This window comes from Paenibacillus sp. MDV22-iso6, assembly GCF_058408365.1.
This window is the reverse complement of the sequence record NZ_JBZVDZ010000010.1, coordinates 21665-43933: the sequence shown is the minus strand read 5'-3', so window position 1 is coordinate 43933 and position 22269 is coordinate 21665. Positions and strand designations below refer to the sequence as shown.

Here is a 22269-nt window from a genome sequence, read left to right as displayed (position 1 = left end):
CTAATGTAAGGATATATCCGCATGAATAAACGATTACCAAATCTTTAACGAGTAAAAAGCGGCCAATTTTCGAATTTGCCGCTTTTTTGTGTTATAATATGGTGCCAGAATAGGCATCGGGATATTGAATCCAAGATTAATGCAAGTTGCTATTCATGCAGTATGCAGATTAATAAATAAAGGATGGTAATGCTTAATGATCAGTACAAGCGGCATCACGCTTCGCTACGGAAAACGTGCACTCTTTGAAGATGTGAATATCAAATTCACACCAGGCAACTGTTACGGCCTGATCGGCGCCAATGGAGCCGGCAAATCAACATTTTTGAAAATTTTGTCCGGTGAAATCGAATCGAACTCGGGAGAGGTGCACATCACCCCGGGCGAACGCATGGCCGTATTGAAGCAAAACCACTTCGAATATGATGAATATCAAGTGCTCGAAACGGTAATTATGGGCCACAGTCGCCTCTATGCCATTATGAAAGAGAAAGATACGCTGTATGCCAAAGCGGACTTCACTGAAGAAGACGGCCTGCGTGCCGGAGAGCTTGAAGGCGAGTTTGCTGAGCTGAACGGTTGGGATGCTGAGCCGGATGCAGCGGCACTCTTGATCGGTCTGGGTATCGATCGTGATATGCATGAGAAGAAAATGGTTGAACTGAGCGGTAACGAAAAAGTTCGTGTCCTACTTGCACAAGCCTTGTTTGGTCGTCCAAACAACCTGTTGCTCGATGAGCCTACCAACCACTTGGATCTCGAATCCATTCAATGGCTGGAAAACTTCCTCATGGACTATGAAGGTACCGTTATTGTAGTATCCCATGACCGTCACTTCCTGAACAAAGTATGTACACACATTGCAGATATCGATTTCGGTAAAATCCAGCTGTACGTAGGTAACTACGATTTCTGGTATGAATCTAGCCAATTGGCACTTGCTTTGCAACGTGATGCTAATAAGAAAAAAGAAGAGAAGATTAAAGACTTGCAAGCCTTTATTCAACGCTTCTCGGCGAATGCTTCCAAATCGAAGCAAGCGACCTCCCGGAAGAAACAACTCGACAAAATCACGTTGGATGATCTTCGTCCATCGAACCGGAAATATCCGTTTATCAACTTCAAGCCTGAGCGTGAAGCGGGTAAACAATTGTTGACCGTTGACCGTATCAACAAAACAATTGATGGTGTGAATATGCTGAATGATCTCAGCTTTGTGGTGAATAAAGGGGATAAGATTGCCTTTGTTGGCCCGAACGGTAATGCCAAATCATTGTTGTTTGATATCCTTATGGGTGAAACAGAAGCGGATAGTGGTGAATACACTTGGGGTATTACTACAACTCAAGCTTATTTCCCGAAAGACAACTCCAAATATTTTGACGGCGTAGATATGAGTCTCGTGGATTGGCTTCGTCAATATTCCAAAGATCAGGATGAAACGTACCTGCGTGGATTCTTGGGTCGTATGTTGTTCTCAGGCGAGGAATCCCTGAAAAAAGCAAGTGTACTCTCCGGGGGCGAGAAAGTTCGTTGTATGCTGGCGAAAATGATGCAAACAGGCGCTAACGCTCTGATTCTAGATGAGCCAACGAACCACTTGGATCTGGAGTCCATTACCGCACTGAACAACGGTATGATTGATTTTGACGGCACCATGCTGTTTACATCCCATGACCATCAGTTCATTCAAACCATCGCTAACCGGATTATTGAAATCACGCCAAACGGCGTTATTGATCGCCAAATGAGCTATGATGAGTACCTGGAAAGTGACGAAATTAAAGAATTGCGTAACAAAATGTATCCGGTAGAAGCTTAAGATAAGCTATTCTGTCTACATTGAGTATGGTTAACGTAGTTAACCATACGTTTTTATAAAAGATAAAAAGAACCGCAAGCTCTCCAGAGGAGGCTTGCGGTTCTTTTTTGGTCATACAGGGTGACCCTGTAACCATAGAAACATCTCATACAAGAGCTTCTTGCGGTCTAGGATCCGCCAGTACGGCGGCGCTGATTGTTAGGCTTTTTGTTGTTTTGGCTCTTCATTGCTTTAGGGCCGCCTTCAAAATAGGCACTGGATTGGTTACCCGTGTTTGCCTGTTCTTTCTTCTGTGCCAGTTTCTGGCGTATGGCATCCTGCAAACTGACCTTTTTCGGTTCGTTATTATCGCTCATCGTTATTTCCCTCCCGGTCTTACAGTAAGCCGTCCAAATTGGACGGGATGTACTCATTTTATACGTTTTACAAAAGCCCCACAAGGGCAACCTGATAAAATGCTGAAAACCTTCACTTTTTTGACTGAGCCAACATTTTTTCTCTTCACCTACAGCCCTGCGGTCTGGCAACTTTGTTTCGGCTTCCCTACAGCAATGCAGCTTGGCAACACTGTTTCTATAGACCCACACAGTACGCATTTGGTAACATGGAACAACCGTAATACGAAACGTTAAAGGAGTGTCGCCCGGTTTGAACGCCTACGAAGAAATACGCAAAGGAGAGCGCGGGGCTTGGGTCAGTATTGTGGCCTATCTGGTCTTGTCTGCTTTTAAATTGATCTGCGGATATTTGTTTGCTTCCAGCGCTTTGCTGGCGGATGGTTTTAATAACCTTACAGATATTGTTGCGTCGGTTGCTGTATTGATCGGACTTCGCATATCCCAGAAGCCACCTGATTCCGATCATGCCTATGGTCACTTTAGAGCGGAAACAGTCGCTGCCCTAATTGCTTCATTTATTATGGCCATGGTTGGCCTGCAGGTATTGGTTGAAGCAGTTCGTTCCTGGTATGAAGGAAACTTTGTAGCACCAAATCTGTGGTCAGCAGCAGTTGCCGTTGTCTGTGCGCTGGTAATGCTGGGCGTATATCGTTACAATCATCGTCTTGCCAAACAAATTAACAGTCAGGCCCTGATGGCTGCGGCCAAAGATAATCGTTCGGATGCCTGGGTCAGCATAGGGGCTGCGATCGGGATCATCGGTGCACAATTTGGCCTTCCTTGGTTGGACAAAGTAGCTGCAATTGCTGTAGGTCTGTTGATTTGTAAAACAGCTTGGGAGATTTTCCGTGATTCAACACATCGTCTGACAGACGGATTTGATCAGAAAGAACTGACAGACCTAAGATCCTCTGTGGCGCGGGTTCCTGGTGTAGAAATGATCAAGGACGTGAAGGCGCGTGTGCACGGCAGTCATGTACTGGTGGATGTGGTTATTGAGGTGGATGGAGGACTGAGCCTGATCGAAGGTCATCAGATCTGTGACCGGGTCGAAGAGCGCTTGAAACGTTCACATAACATTATGCATGTACATGTGCATGTGGAGCCGAAGATGGAAGAAGGAACGACGGAAAGTCCTTGAAATGGGTAGGGACAAACCGGAAATAAGCGCATTTTCAAATGAAAAGAGGACAGCCGCTGCCTGCGTGCTGTCCTCTTTACTTATCGTTAGAACGATTATACGATACTATTGAATAGCAACATGGATCCAAGCTTTACCTTTCCATGTATACACTTGTACCCATTGACCACCATCGAATCCATCTACAACTTCACCTGTCGTATCGATGACTTGGGAACCCAGTGCACCGATTGGTTTGCCATTAGGTGCATCATAGAACCATGTGCGCTCCAACAGGTTGAGCAGCATTGTAGGGACCAGAACCTCATCTCCTGCTTTCACAACAGGCTCATCAAAGATTTTGTCATCCTTTGTTGAAGTTGTTGTTTCAGTAGTCGTTGAAGTACCTTCTGTACCCGTTGTGTCTACTGTTGTGCCAGTTACGGTCTCAGCTGTGCCTTCTACAGTGTCTACAGCAGGTTTGTTCACTTCAACAGCTGGCGTTGTTGTGGTTGTAGGAGTTCCTGTTTCTGGATCTACCGTTCCGGTAACCGCTTCCTCAGCACCTGCGGCAGCAGCCATGGATCCCATCAAAGTCAGAGCAGCGGCAAAACTTACGATTTTTTTCATTTGTTTTTCCTCCTCGGTTAGGTATGTAGTTTGTTGTCCTGTGTTAAAAGTAACCAAGCAAGCTCACTTGTGAATCACAAATTATAACAATATTTTCTTGGATTCTCCAGTGTCAACTGGAGCATATGTGGGTATAAGGAGAGCCTGTAAATATCATACTTCGGTGGGAGAAAACCGGGTTGGCTATGTCATAATGGTCCTGTTTTTATGATGTAATCGGGGAGAAGCGATGAATAGACCAGAAGGGAGCGTAATACATAATAGAGAGAAGTCGTAATGTGCTTGGGGAAGAATTGTTGCAAAAAAAGATATTATGAACGCACAAAAGCCTACCGGCTTTTGCAAGCGCGATAGGCTTTTGTATGTATCGAGTGCTGTTCATAATTGGGAAGCCCTATTCATCGCATTCGACTGCGTCCCGTAATCAGGGAGATGACGAACAGTACAACAAAGATGAAGAAGAGTACTTTGGCAATCGAAGCAGCTGCTTCAACAATACCGAAGAATCCGAAAATACCTGCAACAAGAGCAATAATTAGAAATAGTACCGACCATTTCAACATGTGTATCATCCTTTCGTTTATAGAACTTGGTAGCGAGAAGTGTTCGTCTCACTGCCGTGTGTAGTTGTTCTTTAACCGAGGCCTTTAGGGTTGAAACATTGCGATATTTTACCAGGAGAAGTTGTTTTTACAGTTCATATCCTATTTGTTTCGCCTCGGAATGGGTCGGGTAACTAAGCAATAACAAAACCGATTTATACTGGAAAGTGAGGTTCTTTTATGATCTATCAAATTAGTGTGGCTTTAATTGCAATTGCATTTGCAGTACTTGTATTCTTTTTAATTCGTACCTTGAAGTCCGCTCAGGGTTCACTCGACAATGTGTCACAGACACTGCAGGAAGTTCAGAAGACCATTGATGAGCTTAGTTATGAAGTTAAACAGACGGTAAGGCATGCCAATGATATTACAGTTGATGTGCAGCACAAAATGAAACAAATTGATCCCGTTATGGAATCTGTACAGAATCTGGGTGAAGTGCTGAACGAAGTGACGGAAGCAGCAAAGCAGGTGTCATCCACTTTGATGGCCAAGTTTCAGACGAAACGCAGCAGCACTGAACAGAACAAACGTTCAGAAGTAGCGAATGTAGTACAGACGCCGCCTGCTACACCGACAGATCGGACACTGCAATCCTATGAAGCTACATATCATGATGATGCCAAAGGCGGAAAAGGCTGGCTGAAATATGTGGATGTAGCCGCTAATGTATGGCAACGTATGCGGAAATAGCATGACCGTTTTGTAATGAATAGAAGTCTTCAGAGCGGTGATGAACCTGATGAAAGGGTGAGAATCATGATGAAACTACTGCTTGTTATGTTTAGCGTAATTTCTCCCTTTTCCGTTCAACCGGCAGCGGTACCCGCTGCTCATGATATGCAATGGACGGTAGTGGAAGAGGAGACACCAGAGATCATTCTGGCTGCTGATCGATCCGGACCTGTCCAGCACTTTCGGACTCTGAATGACATTTCTCTGGATGACAGCATAAATGATATTTTAGCCAATAAAGGCAAACCGGTTCATAAGGAACTTGATCCATACCTGGGTTGCCCTGAGTATCAATTCAAAGATGTAACGGTTGGGCTCTGCGAAGATACAGGAGTGGTCAATTATGTGCATATTGATGCTTCCGAGAAACGTCTGAAGCTTAATCAGGAATGGATTGATATGAATATTGAGGCCATTCGAGATGTTTTGGGTAAGCCGTATTATGTAGCAGAGGATGGAGAAGTATTTCTTCGAGGAAGTCAGGCGCTGAAAGTATATATGAAGCCAGGCTCCAATTATATTGAAGGAATAGACCTCTTTGATGAATCGGTTTCCTAGGATTGGTTAATCCAGAAACGTTTCAAGCCGATATTGTATGGTTATATACTAAGTAGCTCGATAAAGAAGAATAATCAGAGGAGAGTGGAAACGATGAATTCAACCAATGCGCAAGCTTATGCAAAAGTGGTAGAAAACGGAGTCCAAGCGGTAGAAGCGGTGAAAGAATTGCAGATTACCGGATACCTTGCTGATCATATCTTCGTTCTAGCCCATGAAAAGGATCGTACAGATCGGATTGCCGATACGGCAGATGCCAAAGAGATTGGCATCAAGGAGGAAGGCGTATTTGATTCCTTGGCGAATCTGTTCCGCTCCCGCGGTGATGAACTCCGGGCCAAAATTGTTTCGATGGGCTTCACCGAAGCTGAGGCAGATTTTTACGAGAGTGAACTCGATAAAGGCAAAGTACTTGTGATTGCCAAAAAGAAAGAATAGCTTAGCCGATACAAACACGTAAGCTGGAGCCTTCTGAGAATGGACAAGCTTCAGAACCAAGTATTTTGCATCATTCAAAAGAGCTTTCAAGTTGATGACGCAGAATGCTTATCCAAAAACATAGATAAGGAATGGGGATATCCCCATTCCTTATCTATGTTTTTGCAAGTTTGGAAGCGGGATCAGGACGCAGCAAAAACAGGGTAACAAGCGGGTGAATTCTCCTGCGATGGTGCCATTTACTGATAGAAGTTTTTTGATAATACGATTATAGTTATACTAGGAATTATTATGTCTACCGCTGTGTTGTATGCGAAATTTGTATAATTAAGGTTGTTAGATGACCTGATAAGAATCGACAAACCCGGACGCCACAGATAAGGAGATAGAAATGAGAATACTTATTGTTGACGACAATCCGACGAATGTCATTATCATTCGAGAAATTCTGAAAAAAGAAAACTATCGTGACATTGTAACGGCAAGTTCTGCCATGGAGATGTTTGAAGTCCTTGGGATAGGTGGGGAAAACAATGAACTTCGTCCCAAGCCGTCGGATATTGACCTGATTTTGCTAGATATGATGATGCCAGAGATGGATGGAATCGAAGCATGCAGTATTGTGCAGAAATTTGAAAATCTCAAGGATATACCCATTATTATGGTAACCGCGATCGGAGATTCCAAGAAATTGGCCGAGGCGCTGGATGCAGGTGCATCCGATTATGTTACCAAACCTATTAACAAAGTCGAACTGATGGCTAGAATCCGTCTTGCGCTTCGTCTGAAACAAGAGAAGGATTGGCATAAAGAGCGGGATCAGCGGATTCAGGATGAACTGAAACTTGCGGCTATGGTACAGAATGCTGTGTTAAGCCCTGCTATTGAAGATCCATTGTTCCACGTTAATGCAATTTACAAACCTTCGTTTGAACTTGCGGGTGATCTGTATTCGTGGTATCCGCTTGGTGAAGGCAGATATGGAGTCCTATTGCTGGATATGATGGGGCATGGGATATCTTCATCCCTATTTACCATGTTCATTGCTTCCGTGCTGAAAGACACCGTTACAACGTATGTAGACCCGGAGAAGGTTATTCAGGAACTGAATCGTCGCTTTAATCAGTTGCATCTGGAAAAACAGCTGGTGCAGTACTATTTTACAGCGATATATCTGGTCGTAGATACACGAATGAAGCGAATTGATTATGTTAACGCAGGTCACCCGCCAGCACTCTTTTTCCGCCAGGACGGAAGTGTGACAACGCTTGACAGCGTCTGCTGTCCTGTAGGCCTGTTCGACAAGATGGATATTGAACCACAGACCATTCACTATGAAGGCGAGGGGCATATCGCCCTTTATACGGATGGTTTGACTGAAGCCGTCCAGGGTGATCAGGAAATGCAGCAGGCATTTTTGAAGGAAAAACTGGCGGGTTCCCATCAGTGGGATGAAGCGGCCATGCAGGCGTTGTTCTTCGATGATGAGATTCCGCAGGAGCGGGATGATGATAAATGTTTGGTATGGATTACCTTAAATAAAGGGGTCGAAGCTGAATGAAGATCAGAAATAAACTGCTGATTGGCTTTACAGCTCTGATGGCCATTATGATTGTGCTTACGTTTGTGAGTTACGAACGGCTGAACAGCAGCAATAAACAGATCGATCAGATGTATCAGGAGCGATACCTCAAAGTCAGATATACTTCTGCTGCACGTGGAGAGGTCAATGATATAGCCAAAGTGCTGGCTAACTTGTTGCTGAATCCCAACAATTCGATAAGTGCTGCAGACGGCGATTTGAAGGAGATGCAGAAAAAAGGCGAAGGCTACCTTGAGGAAGTGCGGGATCGGGCGGACAGCGCACCAGAGCATCAACTGGTGGATCGTGTGAATACGGCCTGGGAAGCTTATAATGCTTATGCTAAAAGACAGGTCAGTTTGATGTCTCAGAATCGGGCAGAGGATGCCAATAACTACCGGAACTCAATCGGTTTGGCAGTGCAAAAGGAAGCTGTAGACAGCCTGAATGCCCTATCCCGTTATCAAGACCAGGAGATAGATACCGAGATTAAGGATGCGAACGCAGCCTATATGCGCGCGGTACAGATTACAGTAGCCATCATGATTGCCGGATTACTACTCGCGTTGGGTGTCATTATGTGGGTGCTGCCAAGTATTACACGCGGTCTGAATACCGTGTCCATGATGATTACCAGTTTTGGCAAAGGGCGTTATCGAACCATTCGCCGCATACAGGTGAAGTCTACCGACGAGATTGGTCAGATTGCCAGTGTGTTCAAGGATGTATCCAATGATTTGGAAGAAAAACTGGAAGTCGAGAAAGCTTATTTACAAGCACAGCAAGATCAGAATTGGATGAGTTCGAACATTGCTAGAGTTCCAGAATTGTTGCGGGGTATAGGGTCGATTCGTCAGATCTCGCAGATGTTTATCAGCGAATTTACACCTGTGCTTGGAGCTCAACTAGGTGTCGTATACCTGATCGATGAAGAGAAACATCCAGACGAACTGAGACGTTATGGGGCTTATGCGTTTGAAGAAAATGAAGATGTTGGCAAAGAGGTTTACCGTATCGGCGAGGGGTTAATTGGTCAAGCCGCATTGGATATGACACCAATTATTCTGGAAAAAACTCCAGAGGATTATGTGAACATCGGGTCAGCAACGGGATCATCGCGTGCTTCTGGTGTGATGATCTATCCTGTCGTATTTGAGGATGAACTGATTGGCGTTGTCGAACTGGCTTCGTTTGAAGGGTTCACGAATCTGCATACACAGTTGTTCTCACAACTGATTATGAATTTGGGCGTTATTCTTAACAACGTTCGTCGTCGTTTGCGGGTGGAGGAATTGCTGCGTGAATCCCAGGCGCTCACTGAGGAATTGCAGGTGCAATCCGAAGAGCTACAGACACAGCAAGAGGAGCTGCGCCGTTCGAATGAGAATCTGGAAGAACAGACGGGAGCTCTCAAACGTTCTGAAGAGCTGTTACAGCGTCAACAGGAAGAATTGGAGCACTTCAATACTGAGCTGATTGCCAAGACTCGTGCACTGGAAGAACAGGTACGTGAAGTGGAAGAGAAGAACGACGAGATTGAGAAAACCAAAACTCAGTTGGAACAGCAAGCCATGCAATTGTCGATGACGAGTAAGTACAAGTCAGAATTTTTGGCAAATATGTCGCATGAATTGCGCACACCACTTAACAGTCTTCTGATCCTGTCCCAATTGTTATCCGAGAATAAGGATGGAAACCTGAGTGTTAAACAGCAGGAATATGCCCAGACGATCTATATGTCCGGTGCGGATTTGCTGAAAATGATTGATGAAATTTTGGATCTGTCCAAGGTGGATGCGGGCAAAATGGATATCAATTATGAGACGGTGCGCATGGAAGAACTGACCAGCTTTGTTCAACAAAATTTTGGCCCAATGGCGAACAAAAAAGAACTCAACCTGAACATTGAGTTCGACAGCAATTTGCCGGAATGGGTATATACCGACAGCCACCGCGTCAAACAGATTTTACGGAATCTGTTGTCGAACGCGTTCAAGTTTACGAACCGTGGATCTGTAAGCCTGATTGGGCGGAAGATGAAAATGGAAGAGCTTCCTGGATACCTGAATACGAACCAGGAATACGTAGGCTTCACCGTGAATGACACCGGCATCGGAATTCCATCGGACAAGACGGATCTGATCTTTGAAGCATTCCAGCAGGTAGACGGTACAACCAGCCGCAAATATGGCGGCACGGGCCTGGGATTGTCCATAAGTCGCGAACTTGCCCGCCTGCTTGGCGGTGCTATTCAGGTAGAGTCTTCCGAAGGTGTGGGCAGTAGCTTTACCTTGTTCCTGCCGGATAATCACGAAGAGGAGGTTCAGGTGGACGACTCGGCAAGAGAAGCTGCTGCTGCTTCTGAGATTGAAAGCTTCGGAAGAGAATCACATACGATGCGTTCAGGCAGACAGACCTTGCTGACACCTGATACGGAAAGCATTTCAATTATGGAGCTGCCTCAATCCGACTCCCCTGTACCTGTACAATTGGAGGATGATCAGGAAAACCTCTTGGAAGGTGACAAGATTCTCCTCATTATTGAGGACGATGTGAATTTTGCGCACATTTTGATGGATATGGCGAGAGGCAGAGGATTTAAGGCTATTGTGGCGCTTCAGGGAGACATAGGACTCGAAATGGCCCGTCAATATTTGCCGGATGCGATTATCCTCGATATCCAGTTGCCTGTGATGGATGGCTGGGCGATTCTGGGTGAGTTGAAAAGCAGCTCGGCGACACGTCATATCCCGGTACATGTCATCTCAGTTATTGATGATATGAAACAAGGTTTGATGATGGGAGCCATTGCTTATCTGAAAAAACCTTCCAGTAAAGATTCGCTGGATAAAGCTTTCTCGCATATCGAATCCTATACAGAGAATCAATTGAAACGCCTATTGATTGTGGAAGATGATGAAATACAGCGGAAAGCCATCATTGAACTGATTGGCCACGATGATGTTGCAATCACAGCAGTGTCCACTGGCAGTGAGGCCTTGAATGAATTGCACAGTCAACGCTATGATTGCATGGTTCTGGACTTGATGCTGACAGATATGACCGGATTCGAGCTGCTTGACCAGATTCGGGACGATCAGTACTTGAATGATCTTCCGATCATTATTTATACAGGCAAAGAGCTGGACAGCAAAGAAGAGATGAAGCTTCGCAAATATGCGGAGTCCATTATCATCAAAGACGTGAAGTCACCTGAACGTCTGCTTGATGAGACGACCTTGTTCTTGCACCGGGTAGAAGCTAACCTGCCGGAAGACAAGCGTCGAATTCTGCAGAAGCTGCATAATAAGGAAACCTTGTTTGAAGGCAAGAAAATATTGCTAGTGGATGACGACATCCGTAATGTATTTGCCCTTTCAAGCGTGCTTGAAGGCTATCGCATGGATGTGACATTTGCGGAGAACGGCCGTGAAGCTCTGGAGATTCTGGATAAGAACCCGGAGATCGATCTAGTATTAATGGATATGATGATGCCGGAGATGGACGGTTATGAGGCCATGACACGGATCAGACAGATACCGAAGTTCGAAAAATTGCCAATTATCGCCTTAACCGCAAAAGCCATGAAAGAGGATCGTGGCAAGTGTATCGAGGCTGGAGCGTCCGATTATGTAAAAAAACCGATCCAAACGGATCAATTGTTATCCCTAATGCGGGTATGGCTGTATTCGTAACCCGATAGTTTGGGTAATGAAGGACAATACATCTATTACGCAAGTAACAAATGAAGAAGTGGAGAGAAGATATGACACCGTGGGAACCTACCGAGGCGGAGGCAGAATCGATCCGCATGCCGCAAGATGAAGAGCGTGAACTGATCGAGATCGAGTTGCTATTGGAAGGTATGCACCGTTTATATGGATATGATTTCAGGAACTACGCGTTACCGTCGTTAAGACGTAGAATCTGGCATTATGTACATGCCGAAGGACTAAAGACCATTTCAGGTTTACAGGAAAAAGTGCTTCATGACCGTTCTGCATTTGATCGTTTTGTACAGAATCTGTCCATCCCTGTAACAGAAATGTTTCGTGATCCAACCTTGTTTCGGTTCTTCCGGGAACAGATTATTCCTGTACTGAGGACTTATCCATACATCCGGATATGGCATGCTGGCTGTTCTACAGGAGAGGAAGTCTATTCCATGGCGATTATGCTGCATGAGGAAGGACTATACGACAAGGCAAGAATATACGCAACAGATATGAATGATCGCTCATTGCAGCAGGCCAAGGAAGGCGTATATGGCATTGAGAAAATGAAATTATATACTACAAATTATCTGGAAGCCGGGGGCACCCGCGCTTTCTCGGAGTATTACACTGCGAAATATAATTCCGTTATATTTCATCCTTATTTACGGAAAAATATTATTTTTGCCGAACATAATTTGGCAACAGACCGGTCATTTAACGAGTTTAATGTGATTTTTTGCCGCAATGTCATGATTTATTTCAATGATGAATTGCGAAACCATGTGCACGGACTTTTTCATGAAAGTTTGAGCCACTTCGGCATCCTTGTTCTGGGATCTAAAGAATCGATACATTTTACGGAATTCAGCGATGCCTACGAGCCGTTAGACCGGACGGAAAAAATATACCGGAAGATTAAATAGGGGGTTAAGCTTAGTCATGGGGCTCAATGAACCAATCCACATATTATTGGTAGATGACCGCCCCGAGAACCTGCTCGCTCTCGAAGCGGTTCTGGAATCGGAACAGTACAAGCTCGTCAAGGCAACCTCCGGGGAAGAGGCACTTCGCTGTTTGCTGAAAGACGAATTTGCGGTCATTGTGCTGGATGTGCAGATGCCTGGGATGGACGGAATTGAGACGGCAAAGTTAATCAAGGCGCGTGACAAGTCCAAGGACGTGCCGATTATTTTCATCTCTGCAAATAGCAGAGAGGCAGAGCACTTATTTGCAGGTTATTCCGCAGGAGCCATTGATTATATGGTCAAGCCGTTTATCCCTCAAATTTTGAAATCCAAAATCGAGGGCTTTGTAGAAATGTTTATCACGAATAAACGTTTGAAAACACAGACGATGCTGCTGCATCAGAAGACGCAGGAACTGGAGAAAATGAACCAGCAGCTCGTTCAGGCCAAAGAGGAAGCGGAAATTGCTGCAAATGCGAAGACCGAGTTCCTTGCCATGATGAGTCATGAGATTCGTACGCCGATGAATGGCGTTATCGGTATGGTTGATCTGTTGATGGAAACGGATCTGAAGGAAGATCAGAAGGAATACGCGGACATTGTACGTCGTAGTGCCGATGCACTCGTTACGGTGATTAACGATATCCTCGATTTCACCAAGATGGAATCCGGCAAAATGGAGCTGGAAGAGCATCCGTTCGAACTTGTGTCCTGTATACGTGAAGTACTGAGACTCTTCGCGGTTGAAGCTGGCAAAAAGAATATTGAGCTGGAATATTTCCTGGAAGATTCGGTACCCGAACTGATCTATGGAGATATGGCAAGGCTGCGCCAGGTTTTGTTGAATCTGATTGCCAATGCCATCAAGTTCACGGACCACGGTGGCGTGTATCTGATCGTATCCGTTAATGAAGAAAAAGACGGGCGAATGACGCTGGAGTTTGCTGTAAAAGATACAGGAATAGGCATAGCACCAGACAAAGTAGATCGTCTGTTCCAGCCGTTTTCCCAACTGGACACATCCATGACGCGTAAGTATGGTGGAACGGGTCTGGGGCTGGCTATATGCAAAACGCTCGTTGAAATGATGGGTGGAAAGATATATCTGGATACGTCAGAGCTGCGTGGGGCTACGTTTGTATTTACCATTCAAGCGCAGCGGTATGTTGAGACTGAGCTGACGACAGGTATGGGGGAAGATCAGCTTACGGACATTAAAAAAAATTATGAAATGCATCCAAGCGTATTAATCGTCGATGATCATCCTATTAATCAGAAACTAATGTCTATTATGCTGGGCAAGCTTGGACTCGTCGCAGATATCGCCGAAGATGGCAAGAAGGCGCTGGAGATGGTTTTAGCGAACCGCAATTATGATTATATATTTATGGATTTGCAAATGCCCGTGATGGATGGATTGGAGTGTACACGCAGAATTCGTGAGAGCCTTCCTCAAGACCAGCAGCCGGTTATTGTAGCGATGACCGCCAATGTCATGGATGGTATTCAGCAGCGATGTTCCACTGTAGGTATGGACGATTACATCAGTAAACCTGTGAAAATGGGCAATGTGAAACAGAAGTTGTCCCGATTTCAGGAAGAAAGACAAGGGTTCAAATCCAACGCATCGGCCATAAATCAGGCGAATTGAAATATTTGCTAATTCGATTACTGTTTCATATGTGCTGTAGATGGGTTATTAGGTAAAGAAACCATTGATCAGGAGAGAGATGTCTAATGAATACAAATAAAAATGAAAAATTCAATGTAAGAACAGAAACACTTGATGGCGTGTGCACGGTGTATCTGACTGGCGAACTGGATTTGTCGGTTGCTCCTGAATTCCGTTTAGTGATGGAGCCGCTTGTGGACAACAAGGAACAAGATTTGATTATTAACATGCAAGACTTGAAGTACATCGATAGTACAGGGATTGGTATCCTGTTATCTGTTCTGAAAGCACGGCATGGAATGGAAGCTCGCTTTGAAGTACAGGAAGTTCCTGCGCAAATTCAGAAACTTTTTGATATGACGGGTATTGCCAAATTCTTTGTCTCACAGAAGAATTCCCAATAGGAAAGGATCGAAAAAGGAATGAATGCAGAAGTTCAAAGAGTCACCCTTAATTTACCGGCGACAGCTGATTACGTTGATATTGTAAGACTCAATCTTTATGGTGTTGCGTCCAAAATGGGATTTTCTTATGAGGACATTGAGGATATGAAGGTTGCTGTATCCGAGGCCTGTAATAACTCTGTACTGTATGCTTACTCACACGAAGGCGGCATGGTTGAGGTTGTGTTCGAAGTGGATAATGACACGCTGGCTATTACCGTCAAAGATGAAGGAGCCAGCTTCGAGAACATTAACCCGGCGGTATCCCGTGCAGGCCTTCATGACAAAGAACTGACAGATGCCCAAATCGGTGGACTTGGATTTTACCTGATGCAAGCTCTGATGGACGATGTCAGTGTGGAAAGTGAGACGGGCAAAGGTACGAAAGTAGTACTCGTAAAACGTCTTGCAAGAAGTGAGGAGAAAGTATGAATGAAAAAGTGACTCCCCCAGAGTCCATGTCTGAAGCAATAGGTTTGATCTGGGAATACCAGCAAACCCAGGATAACGAAATTGCAACAGTTCTTATCCGCAAATATGAACCGATGGTGAAGATGGCAGCAGGTAAAATTGCGCGGAACCGCCCCGATCTGTATGAGGATTTGTATCAGACCGGGCAGATGGCCCTAATTCGTTTGCTTAAGCAATACGATATTAATCTGGGTATTCCGTTTGAACCTTATGCCATGAAGAGCATGATCGGTCATATGAAGAATTATTTAAGGGACAAGTCCTGGTATATTCAGGTGCCCCGTAGAATTAAGGAAAAGGGAGCACTTGTCCAACATGCCATTGATGAATTGACAGTGAAGCTGGAGCGTTCACCAGGTGTGAACGAGATTGCTGAATACCTGGATTTAACCCCTGAGGAAACCATCGAAGTCTTGGCTGGTCGGGAATGTTATCACTATGTGTCACTGGATTCTCCACTATCACAGGATGAGAGTGCAGCCACTTTGGGCGAACTAATCAGTTCTGATGTGAATGACTTCGATTCGGTTGAGAAGCGGATGGACTTGCAGCAGGCATTGGGACAATTGAAGGAACAGGAACAAAAAGTGCTTATTTTGGCATTTCAGGATGGTCAGTCGCAGCGGGCAATTGCTCAGAAATTGGGAGTATCCCAAATGAGTGTATCTCGTATCCAGAAGCGAGCCACTGAGAAATTAAAACAGATTATGTCGAATGCTTCATTATTATGAGATGTAGATCGGTGACGATATTGAGCACGGCATAGAGAAGGACACGTGATTCCAATGGAATGCATACGTGTCCTTTTTTTGGGATCAATGATTTTCTAATGAACAGTATGAATGCAGGAGTGGATGTTTGTGATTGTGGATAAAGTCAAGCTGGAAGCGCGTCGGGACAAACTTACCTACTCAGACCATTGGGAATGGTGGGATTGGGTTGCACCTGATCAGGAGAGTATGGCTGATGCCTTGGAGGAACTAACGAACGCATTTCCAGAAATGCAGTATTGGCTTCGCAAAATACCGGAGGTAGAGTCCAACTACCTGTCCGTCCGCTTCATGAACGGCACGGAGCCCGTGATATTCGGGTCATTATTATATGCGGTCAAGAATGAAAGAAACGATCCACGTAAAGATAATCAGATGTTTTTCTATGTGGATCAAGAAAGACTGGTTACCTTGAATGTAGATGATAATACCAGAGGTATTATGAATACAGGTGAACGTGCAGCCATGTTACAACAGTGCAGTGAAGCAAGGGACGGCATGTTTGTGCTCTTTCGCGCGATATTGCATTATTACCATGTGGGTATGGACCATTTTGAGATGAACCTGAGGGATTTGGAGCGGACGATGGAATCCCGCAATGCACGCACGTTGATGGATCAGATTCTTGCGGCTAGATTTGAGCTGCTGTATTGGAGTAACCTGTTCATTCCGTATTCCGAATTGATGGCTGCTGCCAGGGAAGCCTACCTAGATGAATTGAAAGAGAATCGCTTTTTCCAGCAGCTCCAGCACCGGATCGAACGGATGGAGCGTTTGTTCAAACATTATGAGACAGAGATTGATACATTGATCTCCATCGATAATGCCATTTCAGGGGTGCGGGGCAATGAGATTATGAAGACACTGACCCTTGTAACCTCGGTATTCACGCCCGCAACGGCTGCAGGAGCCATATGGGGAATGAACTTCGAGAATCTGCCTTGGATCGACAAAACATGGGGTGTTGTACTCGTCCTTGCGCTTATAATCATTAGCATGATCGGCATGTATGTATGGATGATGATGAAGGGCTGGACAGGGGATCTGCTCAAAGTGAAGTCTTCCCAGCCGTCGGCCAAAGAAACAGAGAAGCATGCCAAGGGCAAACGAAGGCGATGACTTTGTCAGCCTCACCCTGTGCCTTTTATTTTTTATAATCTTCAATATATCCCAGTAAGTCAGCAATATATTGTCCTACAATTGGCATGTTCACGAATTGACTGAGAATAAAAGCGAGCAGACCAAGAACGACGAAGGTCCCTACCGTCAAACCCAAACCACGTGCCATACCAGCGGTGAAGTTGGTAATGATACGTTTTTTGGGACTGCTGTAGTTTTCGATAATATCCTTGATTTGAGATTTTTCCAAACTGTCTGCAATCTGATCCAGCCGAGTATTCAGACGTTTGACCTCATGTCGCAATTCAAAAGGGTGTTCTGTTGTATCATACTGTTGTGCGGGTTTTCCTCCGGTTATGGGCGTATTGCCGTTCATTGTGACTTTACTCATGTTCTTCCTCCTTTAATCTCGCCGTGGATAAAAAATAGCCAGCTGGAATACAGCTGGCTATTGGTCACTCGATCCAAAGCCTTACAGGCTGGTCGAGTTCAATTCTTTACGTGCATCTTCCTTCGCTTCTACAGAAGCGGTAGCCACTTCGTCCGACGCTTTGGATGCTTCATTCGCTACATCAGCGGAAGCTTTTCTTACGGAGTCCATAACGTCATTACGGCCTTGGTTTACCGTTTTTGCAATATCAGAAGTTTTGGAAGAGACCGTTTTAGCCAGTTCGGAAGCTTTATCACCGACAACCGCTGCAACTTCTTTTGTGCGATCTGTAACGATCCCCACTTTCTCGGAAAGGTCATCACGCAATTCGCGTCCTGGTTTAGGGGCAAAGAGTAGTGCTGCAGCTGCTCCCAGCAAACCTCCGATGAAAATACCTTTGGCGAAAGTGGAACCGCTTTGTACAGGATATTGTTCTTCTGCTTTATTCATGTCAAATCACTCCTTCTTCAAATTTAAGAAACGAATACGAAACAACGAACACCTTGTTGCACCGATCAGGCAGCCTGTCTGAACAGTCTGGACACAAGCCCCAGCAAAAAGACAAAGACTGCTGTTCCAATGATAGCAGGAATTACGGCAAAGTTACCGATGACCGGTCCCCAGTTACCAAGCAAGAGTGCTCCCAGCCAGGCTCCGGCAAATCCGGCAACCATTGCACCAATAATTCCTCCAGGCATGTTATGACCGGCAAGTGCATCACCGATTACACCGATAATGACTGCCATCACAACGCTGATAATAATACCCCACATAACAACCGCCTCCTTTGTACTTGATGTAGGATGGTGTCTGTTCGCGTTTGCTTACTTCGTATATAAACGCCGTGCTTCCAGGTGAAACAATCAATGTAGGGAGATCTATACTGGAAATTATAGGATAGTACAATTCAGACGGAACGTTGAATCCCTTTAATCATACAGAAGATCCAAGCCAGTCCTGCAGCAAATCCGGTGAAAACGTCGGTTGGAAAATGTACACCCAGCATGATGCGGCTGAGGCCGACCAGAAATATAAATGTGATTCCGCAAATGACAGGCAGTGCAACTCCAGACATACGTTGATGTCGTTCAATCGCCCAGATGACAAAGAGCATGCCATAAAACCCCATCGAGATCATCGCATGACCACTTGGAAAACTATATCCATGAACAACCAGCAGATGTTCCAGCTCAGGTCTACTACGCCTGAATATTTCCTTCAATAAGGTGTTGAGAATCCACATCATGGCAAAACTGCTGAGTAACGCATAACCATATATGAGGAAACGGGGACGACGCTGCCACAAGAAAAGAATTGAAAAACCGATAGCTGCCATGGCAGAAAGTCTGAAAGAACCGAGCGCAGTAATGAATGAAATGAAAGGCAACAGATGAAGACGTGAATCTGAGTTCAGATAAAATAACTGCTGGATCCTGTCATCCAATGAAAGGATAACATCGTTACCCAGCAACGCTCCCAGAGCCGCCAGCAAGAAGACGACCGAAACGCTGGCTATAATTCCGACACCAGCCCAGTTGAGCAGTGGACGTACTGAAGTTTTGCGAGCTAACCCGGAAGTGGGTAATTGCGTTTTGCGCAGCATAAATAAGTATCTCCTTCAGTAATGGTAGTAGGTAGATAAAGATTGATAAAGGATTACCCGAAATGTCTGTCGAAAAAACTGTAAAAACGTCGCTTTTGTACTATACTATTTAAGATATCCCATGCGGCGTCGTGACGCAAAGCAGAGATGAATTCGGGAGTATAAAGGAGAGAACTCGCATGGAGAGTGCCCTGTTAATTAAAGAATACCGTGCGGGCGTTATGGAATGCGCCCATTACGGACACATAAGCATTACGGATGAGAACGGCAATGTTGTATATTCAGCCGGAGATCCGCATTTTAGAGCGTTTACCCGTTCATCTGCCAAGCCCTTTCAGGCCATTCCGGGAATTCGTGCTGGTATTGCTGGGCATTACGGTCTGACAGCTCAGGAGATTGCCATTATGTCTTCCTCACACCGTTCGGAGCCGATGCATATTCAGGTGTTGGAGCAGATAGAAAGCAAAATAGGGTTGGGTGAAGAGTGCTTGATTTGCGCACCGAGTTACCCCCTCAATGAAGAAAGCCGAAATCAATGGCTACGATCTCAAGGAGAGAAGCGTCGTATTCTCCACAACTGCTCCGGTAAACATCTGGGCGTTCTCGCATACACTCAGATGAAACAGGCCGATTTGGGAAGTTATGCAGAACCAGAACATCCGGTACAGCGTGAAATTCTTGAGACCATGGCCTATATGGCAGGGATTGAACAGAAAGAGATTAAACTTGGGACGGATGGCTGCGGCTTTCCGGTATTTTCGTTGCCGTTATCGGCTTTGTCGAACGCATATCTGAAGCTGGCTTGCCCGGATCTGATCGAGGACCCATCTACACGTTCGGCGGTAGAGACCATTACTGGAGCCATGAACGAATATCCGTTAATGGTAGGAGGAACGCAGCGTGTGGATTCCGTGCTGCTTGAAGACAGCAACATTGTAGCCAAAGGTGGCTTCAAGGGTGTATTTGGTTTTGCCCTGAGAAAGGAACGCCTCGGAATTACGTTCAAAGTGCTTGATGGTTCGGAAGAAGAATGGGCCTATATTGCCCAATCCATTCTGGAGCAGATTGGCTACAGCAATCGAAAAACCATCGAACGACTGGCAGAAGTATATCCACCTGACATTCGGAACGACGCAGGTAAAGTCGTAGGGCGGGCAGAGAGCGTATTCAAGCTTCACTCACCTGAAGAAGAAAGCGTATAACCATATGCAAGGGGCGTGATTAGAATTCCCGGACCACGGGTAAAGATGACATACCAACTGGTATTGATCTATAGAATTCTAAATATACACGCAAGAACTGCTGCGACAGTGCGGCAGCTCTAAACCCTTGGAGGTGGATGAACATGATTAAAGTAGTGACATCGGAAGAAAGGCACACGTCGGATCGAGGTTGGATACACAGTGAATTCAGCTTTTCCTTTGCGGACTATGATGATCCAAGCAATGCCCATTTTGGTTGTCTTCTGGCTCATAATGACAACACACTGATGCCGCAGGAAGGCTTTAAGCGACATCCACATCATGACTTGGAGATTGTTAGTTATGTCATATCAGGTACGTTGAAACATACGGATAGCATGGGAACGGAGCAATTGTTGGAACCGGGAACAGTTCAGGTCATGAGTGCGGGCACCGGCGTAGAGCATTCAGAGACTAACCCGTCAGAGGATGAACCGGTACGCTTTCTACAGATGTGGTTCCTGCCATCCCAGCGCATGTTGAAGCCCTCGTATACTAATCGTCGTGTAGAGGCTCAGGAGCATCTGAACCGTCTTTGTCCGATTGTATCGGGGCAAGGGGGAGAAGGAGCCGAGGGAGCATTGCCTATTTCACAGGATGTAACTTGTTATCTATCCCATCTGGAATCCGGTCAAAAATTAATGTACCCTCAACATGAAGATAGGCGTACACATCTCTTCCTGATTAGTGGCCATATCGAGATTGTATGTTCAGACGGCAATTTCAATCTCAAGCCGGGTGATGCTGCACGAATCCGCAAAAGCTGTGATCTGCAAATTACAGGTACAGGCAGCGAGACGGCTGAATTTGTATTGGTGGATTTGCCTTGACGAAAAAAACAAACGCAAGAGGACCTGTCTCCACTGTGATGTGGAGAACAGGTCCTTTTTGTACGGCTTGTTGTAGCTGCCTTCGTAAAAGAGTCTCTCAAAGTTTGCTGGGCGATGCCGCCCTAGGATTTGCGGAGATTGCCCAGTTCGGAAGCGACAGCTTCCACTTCAGAGATACTCAGATGTTCTTTGCTTAGGACCATTTCATACAGGTCAAACAAATCTTCATACTTCGCAAGTGGGAAAGACGAAGCCTGCATGGCAGCTCCACTGGCCATCCGCAACTTCGTTTTGATTGCTTCAATCATATATTCCATGTTGGCTGCGCTTGCTTGCGTTAAATCCATCGTTATGTCCATCCCTTCCGTATCGGAAACTGTTGTCATTGTATCATGATTGGACAGGCTCAGGCCAATGCTTTTGCGACGAAATCAAGCATCGGGTAAAATGAGGAATATAACAATAGAGACTCAGGCAGGAAGTACATGTGTATAAGGAGGTAAGAGATTGGCCGTATATAAGCGGGAATTGGTTCGTCATCAAAGTAGGGAAGCCCGCCGCAATGTGCAGGGAGAAGACTTGGTATTATTTTTCAAGCACATCTATAAGCTTCATTCACCGGATGAAATCACCTTTGTCTGTATCGGGACGGACCGTTCCACCGGAGATGCTCTGGGCCCACTGACAGGCAGTCTACTGCAGGAGTATGGAGTGAATCACGTTGTAGGAACTCTAGCTTCTCCTTGTGATGCGGATACACTGGAGAAGAGGCTGGCGCTTGTCCCGTCACATCATGCCATCATCGCCATTGATGCTTGTCTGGGTCCAAAACAGGCAACAGGTACATACTATCTCGCAGAACACCCACTGATTCCGGCAAAATCGGTTGGAGGCAAGCTGCCGCCAGTTGGTCATTATAGCGTGGCTGCTGTAGTGAATGCTAATGGACCGAGACCTTATTCCATTCTACAGATGACCTCGCTTCATTTCGTTATGGGCATGTCCAGATCGATTGCAGAGGCGGTCGCCGAAGCAGTGAAATACAGATAAACGTTTCATTAATGATATGCAGGCTTAATAATATACAACTTGAATTAATTTAATTCGCGCAGAGAGAGGGATTT

Annotated in this window: 25 protein-coding genes; 17 read left to right on the top strand and 8 right to left on the bottom strand. The window is 45.4% G+C overall.

Annotated elements, in window-relative coordinates; genetic code table 11:
* The first annotated feature begins 196 nt into the window (after window positions 1-196).
* Window positions 197-1822 carry an ABC-F family ATP-binding cassette domain-containing protein gene (locus AC4PM4_RS25145; RefSeq protein WP_063566590.1) on the top strand — a complete coding sequence of 542 codons (1626 nt, stop codon included), beginning with the start codon at window positions 197-199 and terminating at the stop codon, window positions 1820-1822.
* A 167-nt stretch (window positions 1823-1989) separates the two neighbouring features.
* On the opposite strand, the gene AC4PM4_RS25140 is transcribed toward AC4PM4_RS25145, so the two are convergent.
* Window positions 1990-2178: a hypothetical protein gene (locus tag AC4PM4_RS25140; protein ID WP_063566591.1), complete on the bottom strand. Its 189-nt coding sequence runs from the start codon at window positions 2176-2178 to the stop codon at window positions 1990-1992.
* 292 nt (window positions 2179-2470) lie between these two features.
* Between AC4PM4_RS25140 and AC4PM4_RS25135 the strand changes: the two genes are divergently transcribed.
* A complete protein-coding gene (locus AC4PM4_RS25135) occupies window positions 2471-3361 on the top strand; it encodes a cation diffusion facilitator family transporter (protein WP_063566592.1) in 891 nt (296 codons plus the stop codon).
* A 105-nt stretch (window positions 3362-3466) separates the two neighbouring features.
* On the opposite strand, the gene AC4PM4_RS25130 is transcribed toward AC4PM4_RS25135, so the two are convergent.
* Both AC4PM4_RS25130 and AC4PM4_RS25125 read right to left on the bottom strand, forming a co-directional pair.
* Window positions 3467-3970 carry a hypothetical protein gene (locus AC4PM4_RS25130; protein ID WP_491614799.1) on the bottom strand — a complete coding sequence of 168 codons (504 nt, stop codon included), beginning with the start codon at window positions 3968-3970 and terminating at the stop codon, window positions 3467-3469.
* A gap of 398 nt (window positions 3971-4368) precedes the next feature.
* Window positions 4369-4533 (bottom strand): DUF1328 domain-containing protein, encoded by a 165-nt coding sequence (locus AC4PM4_RS25125; RefSeq protein ID WP_017692264.1) that lies wholly within the window; start codon window positions 4531-4533, stop codon window positions 4369-4371.
* A 219-nt stretch (window positions 4534-4752) separates the two neighbouring features.
* On the opposite strand from AC4PM4_RS25125, the gene AC4PM4_RS25120 reads away from it, so the two are divergent.
* The 12 genes from AC4PM4_RS25120 to AC4PM4_RS25065 all read left to right on the top strand — a co-directional run bounded on the left by AC4PM4_RS25120 (window position 4753) and on the right by AC4PM4_RS25065 (window position 17041).
* A complete protein-coding gene (locus tag AC4PM4_RS25120) occupies window positions 4753-5265 on the top strand; it encodes a DUF948 domain-containing protein (RefSeq protein WP_063566593.1) in 513 nt (170 codons plus the stop codon).
* 66 nt (window positions 5266-5331) lie between these two features.
* Window positions 5332-5865, top strand: a complete 534-nt coding sequence (locus AC4PM4_RS25115; protein WP_491614798.1) for a hypothetical protein — start codon at window positions 5332-5334, stop codon at window positions 5863-5865.
* Between the two features lie 93 nt (window positions 5866-5958).
* A complete protein-coding gene (locus tag AC4PM4_RS25110) occupies window positions 5959-6303 on the top strand; it encodes a YflT domain-containing protein (protein WP_064640589.1) in 345 nt (114 codons plus the stop codon).
* A 39-nt stretch (window positions 6304-6342) separates the two neighbouring features.
* Complete coding sequence (locus AC4PM4_RS25105) at window positions 6343-6510, top strand: hypothetical protein (RefSeq protein WP_491614797.1); 168 nt, start codon at window positions 6343-6345, stop codon at window positions 6508-6510.
* Between the two features lie 184 nt (window positions 6511-6694).
* Window positions 6695-7864, top strand: a complete 1170-nt coding sequence (locus AC4PM4_RS25100) for a PP2C family protein-serine/threonine phosphatase (RefSeq protein WP_079697098.1) — start codon at window positions 6695-6697, stop codon at window positions 7862-7864.
* Window positions 7861-11580 (top strand): response regulator, encoded by a 3720-nt coding sequence (locus tag AC4PM4_RS25095; RefSeq protein WP_491614796.1) that lies wholly within the window; start codon window positions 7861-7863, stop codon window positions 11578-11580. The genes AC4PM4_RS25100 and AC4PM4_RS25095 overlap by 4 nt, the downstream gene beginning before the upstream one ends.
* Window positions 11581-11651: 71 nt before the next feature.
* The gene (locus AC4PM4_RS25090; RefSeq protein WP_063566598.1) at window positions 11652-12524 is read left to right on the top strand and encodes a CheR family methyltransferase; all 873 of its coding nucleotides are present in this window, start codon (window positions 11652-11654) and stop codon (window positions 12522-12524) included.
* A 16-nt stretch (window positions 12525-12540) separates the two neighbouring features.
* Window positions 12541-14217: a response regulator gene (locus AC4PM4_RS25085; protein ID WP_063566599.1), complete on the top strand. Its 1677-nt coding sequence runs from the start codon at window positions 12541-12543 to the stop codon at window positions 14215-14217.
* An 86-nt stretch (window positions 14218-14303) separates the two neighbouring features.
* On the top strand, window positions 14304-14642 hold the full coding sequence (locus tag AC4PM4_RS25080; protein WP_491614795.1) for an STAS domain-containing protein: 339 nt from the start codon (window positions 14304-14306) through the stop codon (window positions 14640-14642).
* Window positions 14643-14660: 18 nt separating this feature from the next.
* A complete protein-coding gene (rsbW, locus tag AC4PM4_RS25075) occupies window positions 14661-15113 on the top strand; it encodes an anti-sigma B factor RsbW (RefSeq protein WP_063566601.1) in 453 nt (150 codons plus the stop codon).
* Window positions 15110-15883: a sigma-70 family RNA polymerase sigma factor gene (locus AC4PM4_RS25070; RefSeq protein WP_024631358.1), complete on the top strand. Its 774-nt coding sequence runs from the start codon at window positions 15110-15112 to the stop codon at window positions 15881-15883. The genes rsbW and AC4PM4_RS25070 overlap by 4 nt, the downstream gene beginning before the upstream one ends.
* 123 nt (window positions 15884-16006) lie before the next feature.
* Window positions 16007-17041 carry a magnesium transporter CorA family protein gene (locus AC4PM4_RS25065; RefSeq protein WP_491614847.1) on the top strand — a complete coding sequence of 345 codons (1035 nt, stop codon included), beginning with the start codon at window positions 16007-16009 and terminating at the stop codon, window positions 17039-17041.
* A 25-nt stretch (window positions 17042-17066) separates the two neighbouring features.
* Here AC4PM4_RS25065 and AC4PM4_RS25060 read toward each other — a convergent pair whose 3' ends face one another.
* The 4 genes from AC4PM4_RS25060 to AC4PM4_RS25045 form a co-directional block, all read right to left on the bottom strand.
* A complete protein-coding gene (locus AC4PM4_RS25060; RefSeq protein ID WP_082935221.1) occupies window positions 17067-17432 on the bottom strand; it encodes a DUF5665 domain-containing protein in 366 nt (121 codons plus the stop codon).
* Window positions 17433-17513: 81 nt separating this feature from the next.
* Entirely contained in the window at window positions 17514-17921 is a 408-nt protein-coding gene (locus AC4PM4_RS25055) for a YtxH domain-containing protein (protein ID WP_063566603.1), read from the bottom strand.
* A gap of 65 nt (window positions 17922-17986) precedes the next feature.
* Window positions 17987-18244 (bottom strand): GlsB/YeaQ/YmgE family stress response membrane protein, encoded by a 258-nt coding sequence (locus tag AC4PM4_RS25050; RefSeq protein ID WP_491614794.1) that lies wholly within the window; start codon window positions 18242-18244, stop codon window positions 17987-17989.
* Window positions 18245-18378: 134 nt separating this feature from the next.
* Entirely contained in the window at window positions 18379-19074 is a 696-nt protein-coding gene (locus tag AC4PM4_RS25045) for a phosphatase PAP2 family protein (RefSeq protein ID WP_072735550.1), read from the bottom strand.
* Between the two features lie 179 nt (window positions 19075-19253).
* On the opposite strand from AC4PM4_RS25045, the gene AC4PM4_RS25040 reads away from it, so the two are divergent.
* On the top strand, window positions 19254-20276 hold the full coding sequence (locus tag AC4PM4_RS25040) for an asparaginase (protein ID WP_491614793.1): 1023 nt from the start codon (window positions 19254-19256) through the stop codon (window positions 20274-20276).
* A 143-nt stretch (window positions 20277-20419) separates the two neighbouring features.
* Window positions 20420-21145, top strand: a complete 726-nt coding sequence (locus AC4PM4_RS25035) for a pirin family protein (protein ID WP_063566607.1) — start codon at window positions 20420-20422, stop codon at window positions 21143-21145.
* A gap of 122 nt (window positions 21146-21267) precedes the next feature.
* Here AC4PM4_RS25035 and AC4PM4_RS25030 read toward each other — a convergent pair whose 3' ends face one another.
* Window positions 21268-21492, bottom strand: a complete 225-nt coding sequence (locus tag AC4PM4_RS25030; protein ID WP_063566608.1) for a DUF1128 domain-containing protein — start codon at window positions 21490-21492, stop codon at window positions 21268-21270.
* 160 nt (window positions 21493-21652) lie between these two features.
* Here AC4PM4_RS25030 and yyaC point away from each other — a divergent pair, with 160 nt between their 5' ends.
* Complete coding sequence (yyaC, locus tag AC4PM4_RS25025; RefSeq protein ID WP_491614792.1) at window positions 21653-22195, top strand: spore protease YyaC; 543 nt, start codon at window positions 21653-21655, stop codon at window positions 22193-22195.
* Window positions 22196-22269: the final 74 nt, after the last annotated feature.

Excerpts from the sequence above, each read along its gene's own strand:
- AC4PM4_RS25115 (WP_491614798.1), top strand. The coding sequence starts at position 5,332 with ATGATGAAACTACTGCTTGTTATGTTTAGCGTAATTTCTCCCTTTTCC.
- AC4PM4_RS25035 (WP_063566607.1), top strand. The coding sequence starts at position 20,420 with ATGATTAAAGTAGTGACATCGGAAGAAAGGCACACGTCGGATCGAGGT.
- AC4PM4_RS25105 (WP_491614797.1), top strand. The coding sequence starts at position 6,343 with ATGGACAAGCTTCAGAACCAAGTATTTTGCATCATTCAAAAGAGCTTT.
- AC4PM4_RS25095 (WP_491614796.1), top strand. The coding sequence starts at position 7,861 with ATGAAGATCAGAAATAAACTGCTGATTGGCTTTACAGCTCTGATGGCC.
- AC4PM4_RS25080 (WP_491614795.1), top strand. The coding sequence starts at position 14,304 with ATGAATACAAATAAAAATGAAAAATTCAATGTAAGAACAGAAACACTT.
- AC4PM4_RS25085 (WP_063566599.1), top strand. The coding sequence starts at position 12,541 with ATGGGGCTCAATGAACCAATCCACATATTATTGGTAGATGACCGCCCC.
- AC4PM4_RS25110 (WP_064640589.1), top strand. The coding sequence starts at position 5,959 with ATGAATTCAACCAATGCGCAAGCTTATGCAAAAGTGGTAGAAAACGGA.
- AC4PM4_RS25040 (WP_491614793.1), top strand. The coding sequence starts at position 19,254 with ATGGAGAGTGCCCTGTTAATTAAAGAATACCGTGCGGGCGTTATGGAA.
- AC4PM4_RS25030 (WP_063566608.1), bottom strand. The coding sequence starts at position 21,492 with ATGGATTTAACGCAAGCAAGCGCAGCCAACATGGAATATATGATTGAA.
- AC4PM4_RS25120 (WP_063566593.1), top strand. The coding sequence starts at position 4,753 with ATGATCTATCAAATTAGTGTGGCTTTAATTGCAATTGCATTTGCAGTA.
- AC4PM4_RS25145 (WP_063566590.1), top strand. The coding sequence starts at position 197 with ATGATCAGTACAAGCGGCATCACGCTTCGCTACGGAAAACGTGCACTC.
- AC4PM4_RS25050 (WP_491614794.1), bottom strand. The coding sequence starts at position 18,244 with ATGTGGGGTATTATTATCAGCGTTGTGATGGCAGTCATTATCGGTGTA.
- AC4PM4_RS25065 (WP_491614847.1), top strand. The coding sequence starts at position 16,007 with ATGTTTGTGATTGTGGATAAAGTCAAGCTGGAAGCGCGTCGGGACAAA.
- AC4PM4_RS25100 (WP_079697098.1), top strand. The coding sequence starts at position 6,695 with ATGAGAATACTTATTGTTGACGACAATCCGACGAATGTCATTATCATT.
- AC4PM4_RS25045 (WP_072735550.1), bottom strand. The coding sequence starts at position 19,074 with ATGCTGCGCAAAACGCAATTACCCACTTCCGGGTTAGCTCGCAAAACT.
- AC4PM4_RS25125 (WP_017692264.1), bottom strand. The coding sequence starts at position 4,533 with ATGTTGAAATGGTCGGTACTATTTCTAATTATTGCTCTTGTTGCAGGT.
- AC4PM4_RS25070 (WP_024631358.1), top strand. The coding sequence starts at position 15,110 with ATGAATGAAAAAGTGACTCCCCCAGAGTCCATGTCTGAAGCAATAGGT.
- rsbW (WP_063566601.1), top strand. The coding sequence starts at position 14,661 with ATGAATGCAGAAGTTCAAAGAGTCACCCTTAATTTACCGGCGACAGCT.
- AC4PM4_RS25060 (WP_082935221.1), bottom strand. The coding sequence starts at position 17,432 with ATGAGTAAAGTCACAATGAACGGCAATACGCCCATAACCGGAGGAAAA.
- AC4PM4_RS25090 (WP_063566598.1), top strand. The coding sequence starts at position 11,652 with ATGACACCGTGGGAACCTACCGAGGCGGAGGCAGAATCGATCCGCATG.
- AC4PM4_RS25055 (WP_063566603.1), bottom strand. The coding sequence starts at position 17,921 with ATGAATAAAGCAGAAGAACAATATCCTGTACAAAGCGGTTCCACTTTC.
- AC4PM4_RS25140 (WP_063566591.1), bottom strand. The coding sequence starts at position 2,178 with ATGAGCGATAATAACGAACCGAAAAAGGTCAGTTTGCAGGATGCCATA.
- AC4PM4_RS25130 (WP_491614799.1), bottom strand. The coding sequence starts at position 3,970 with ATGAAAAAAATCGTAAGTTTTGCCGCTGCTCTGACTTTGATGGGATCC.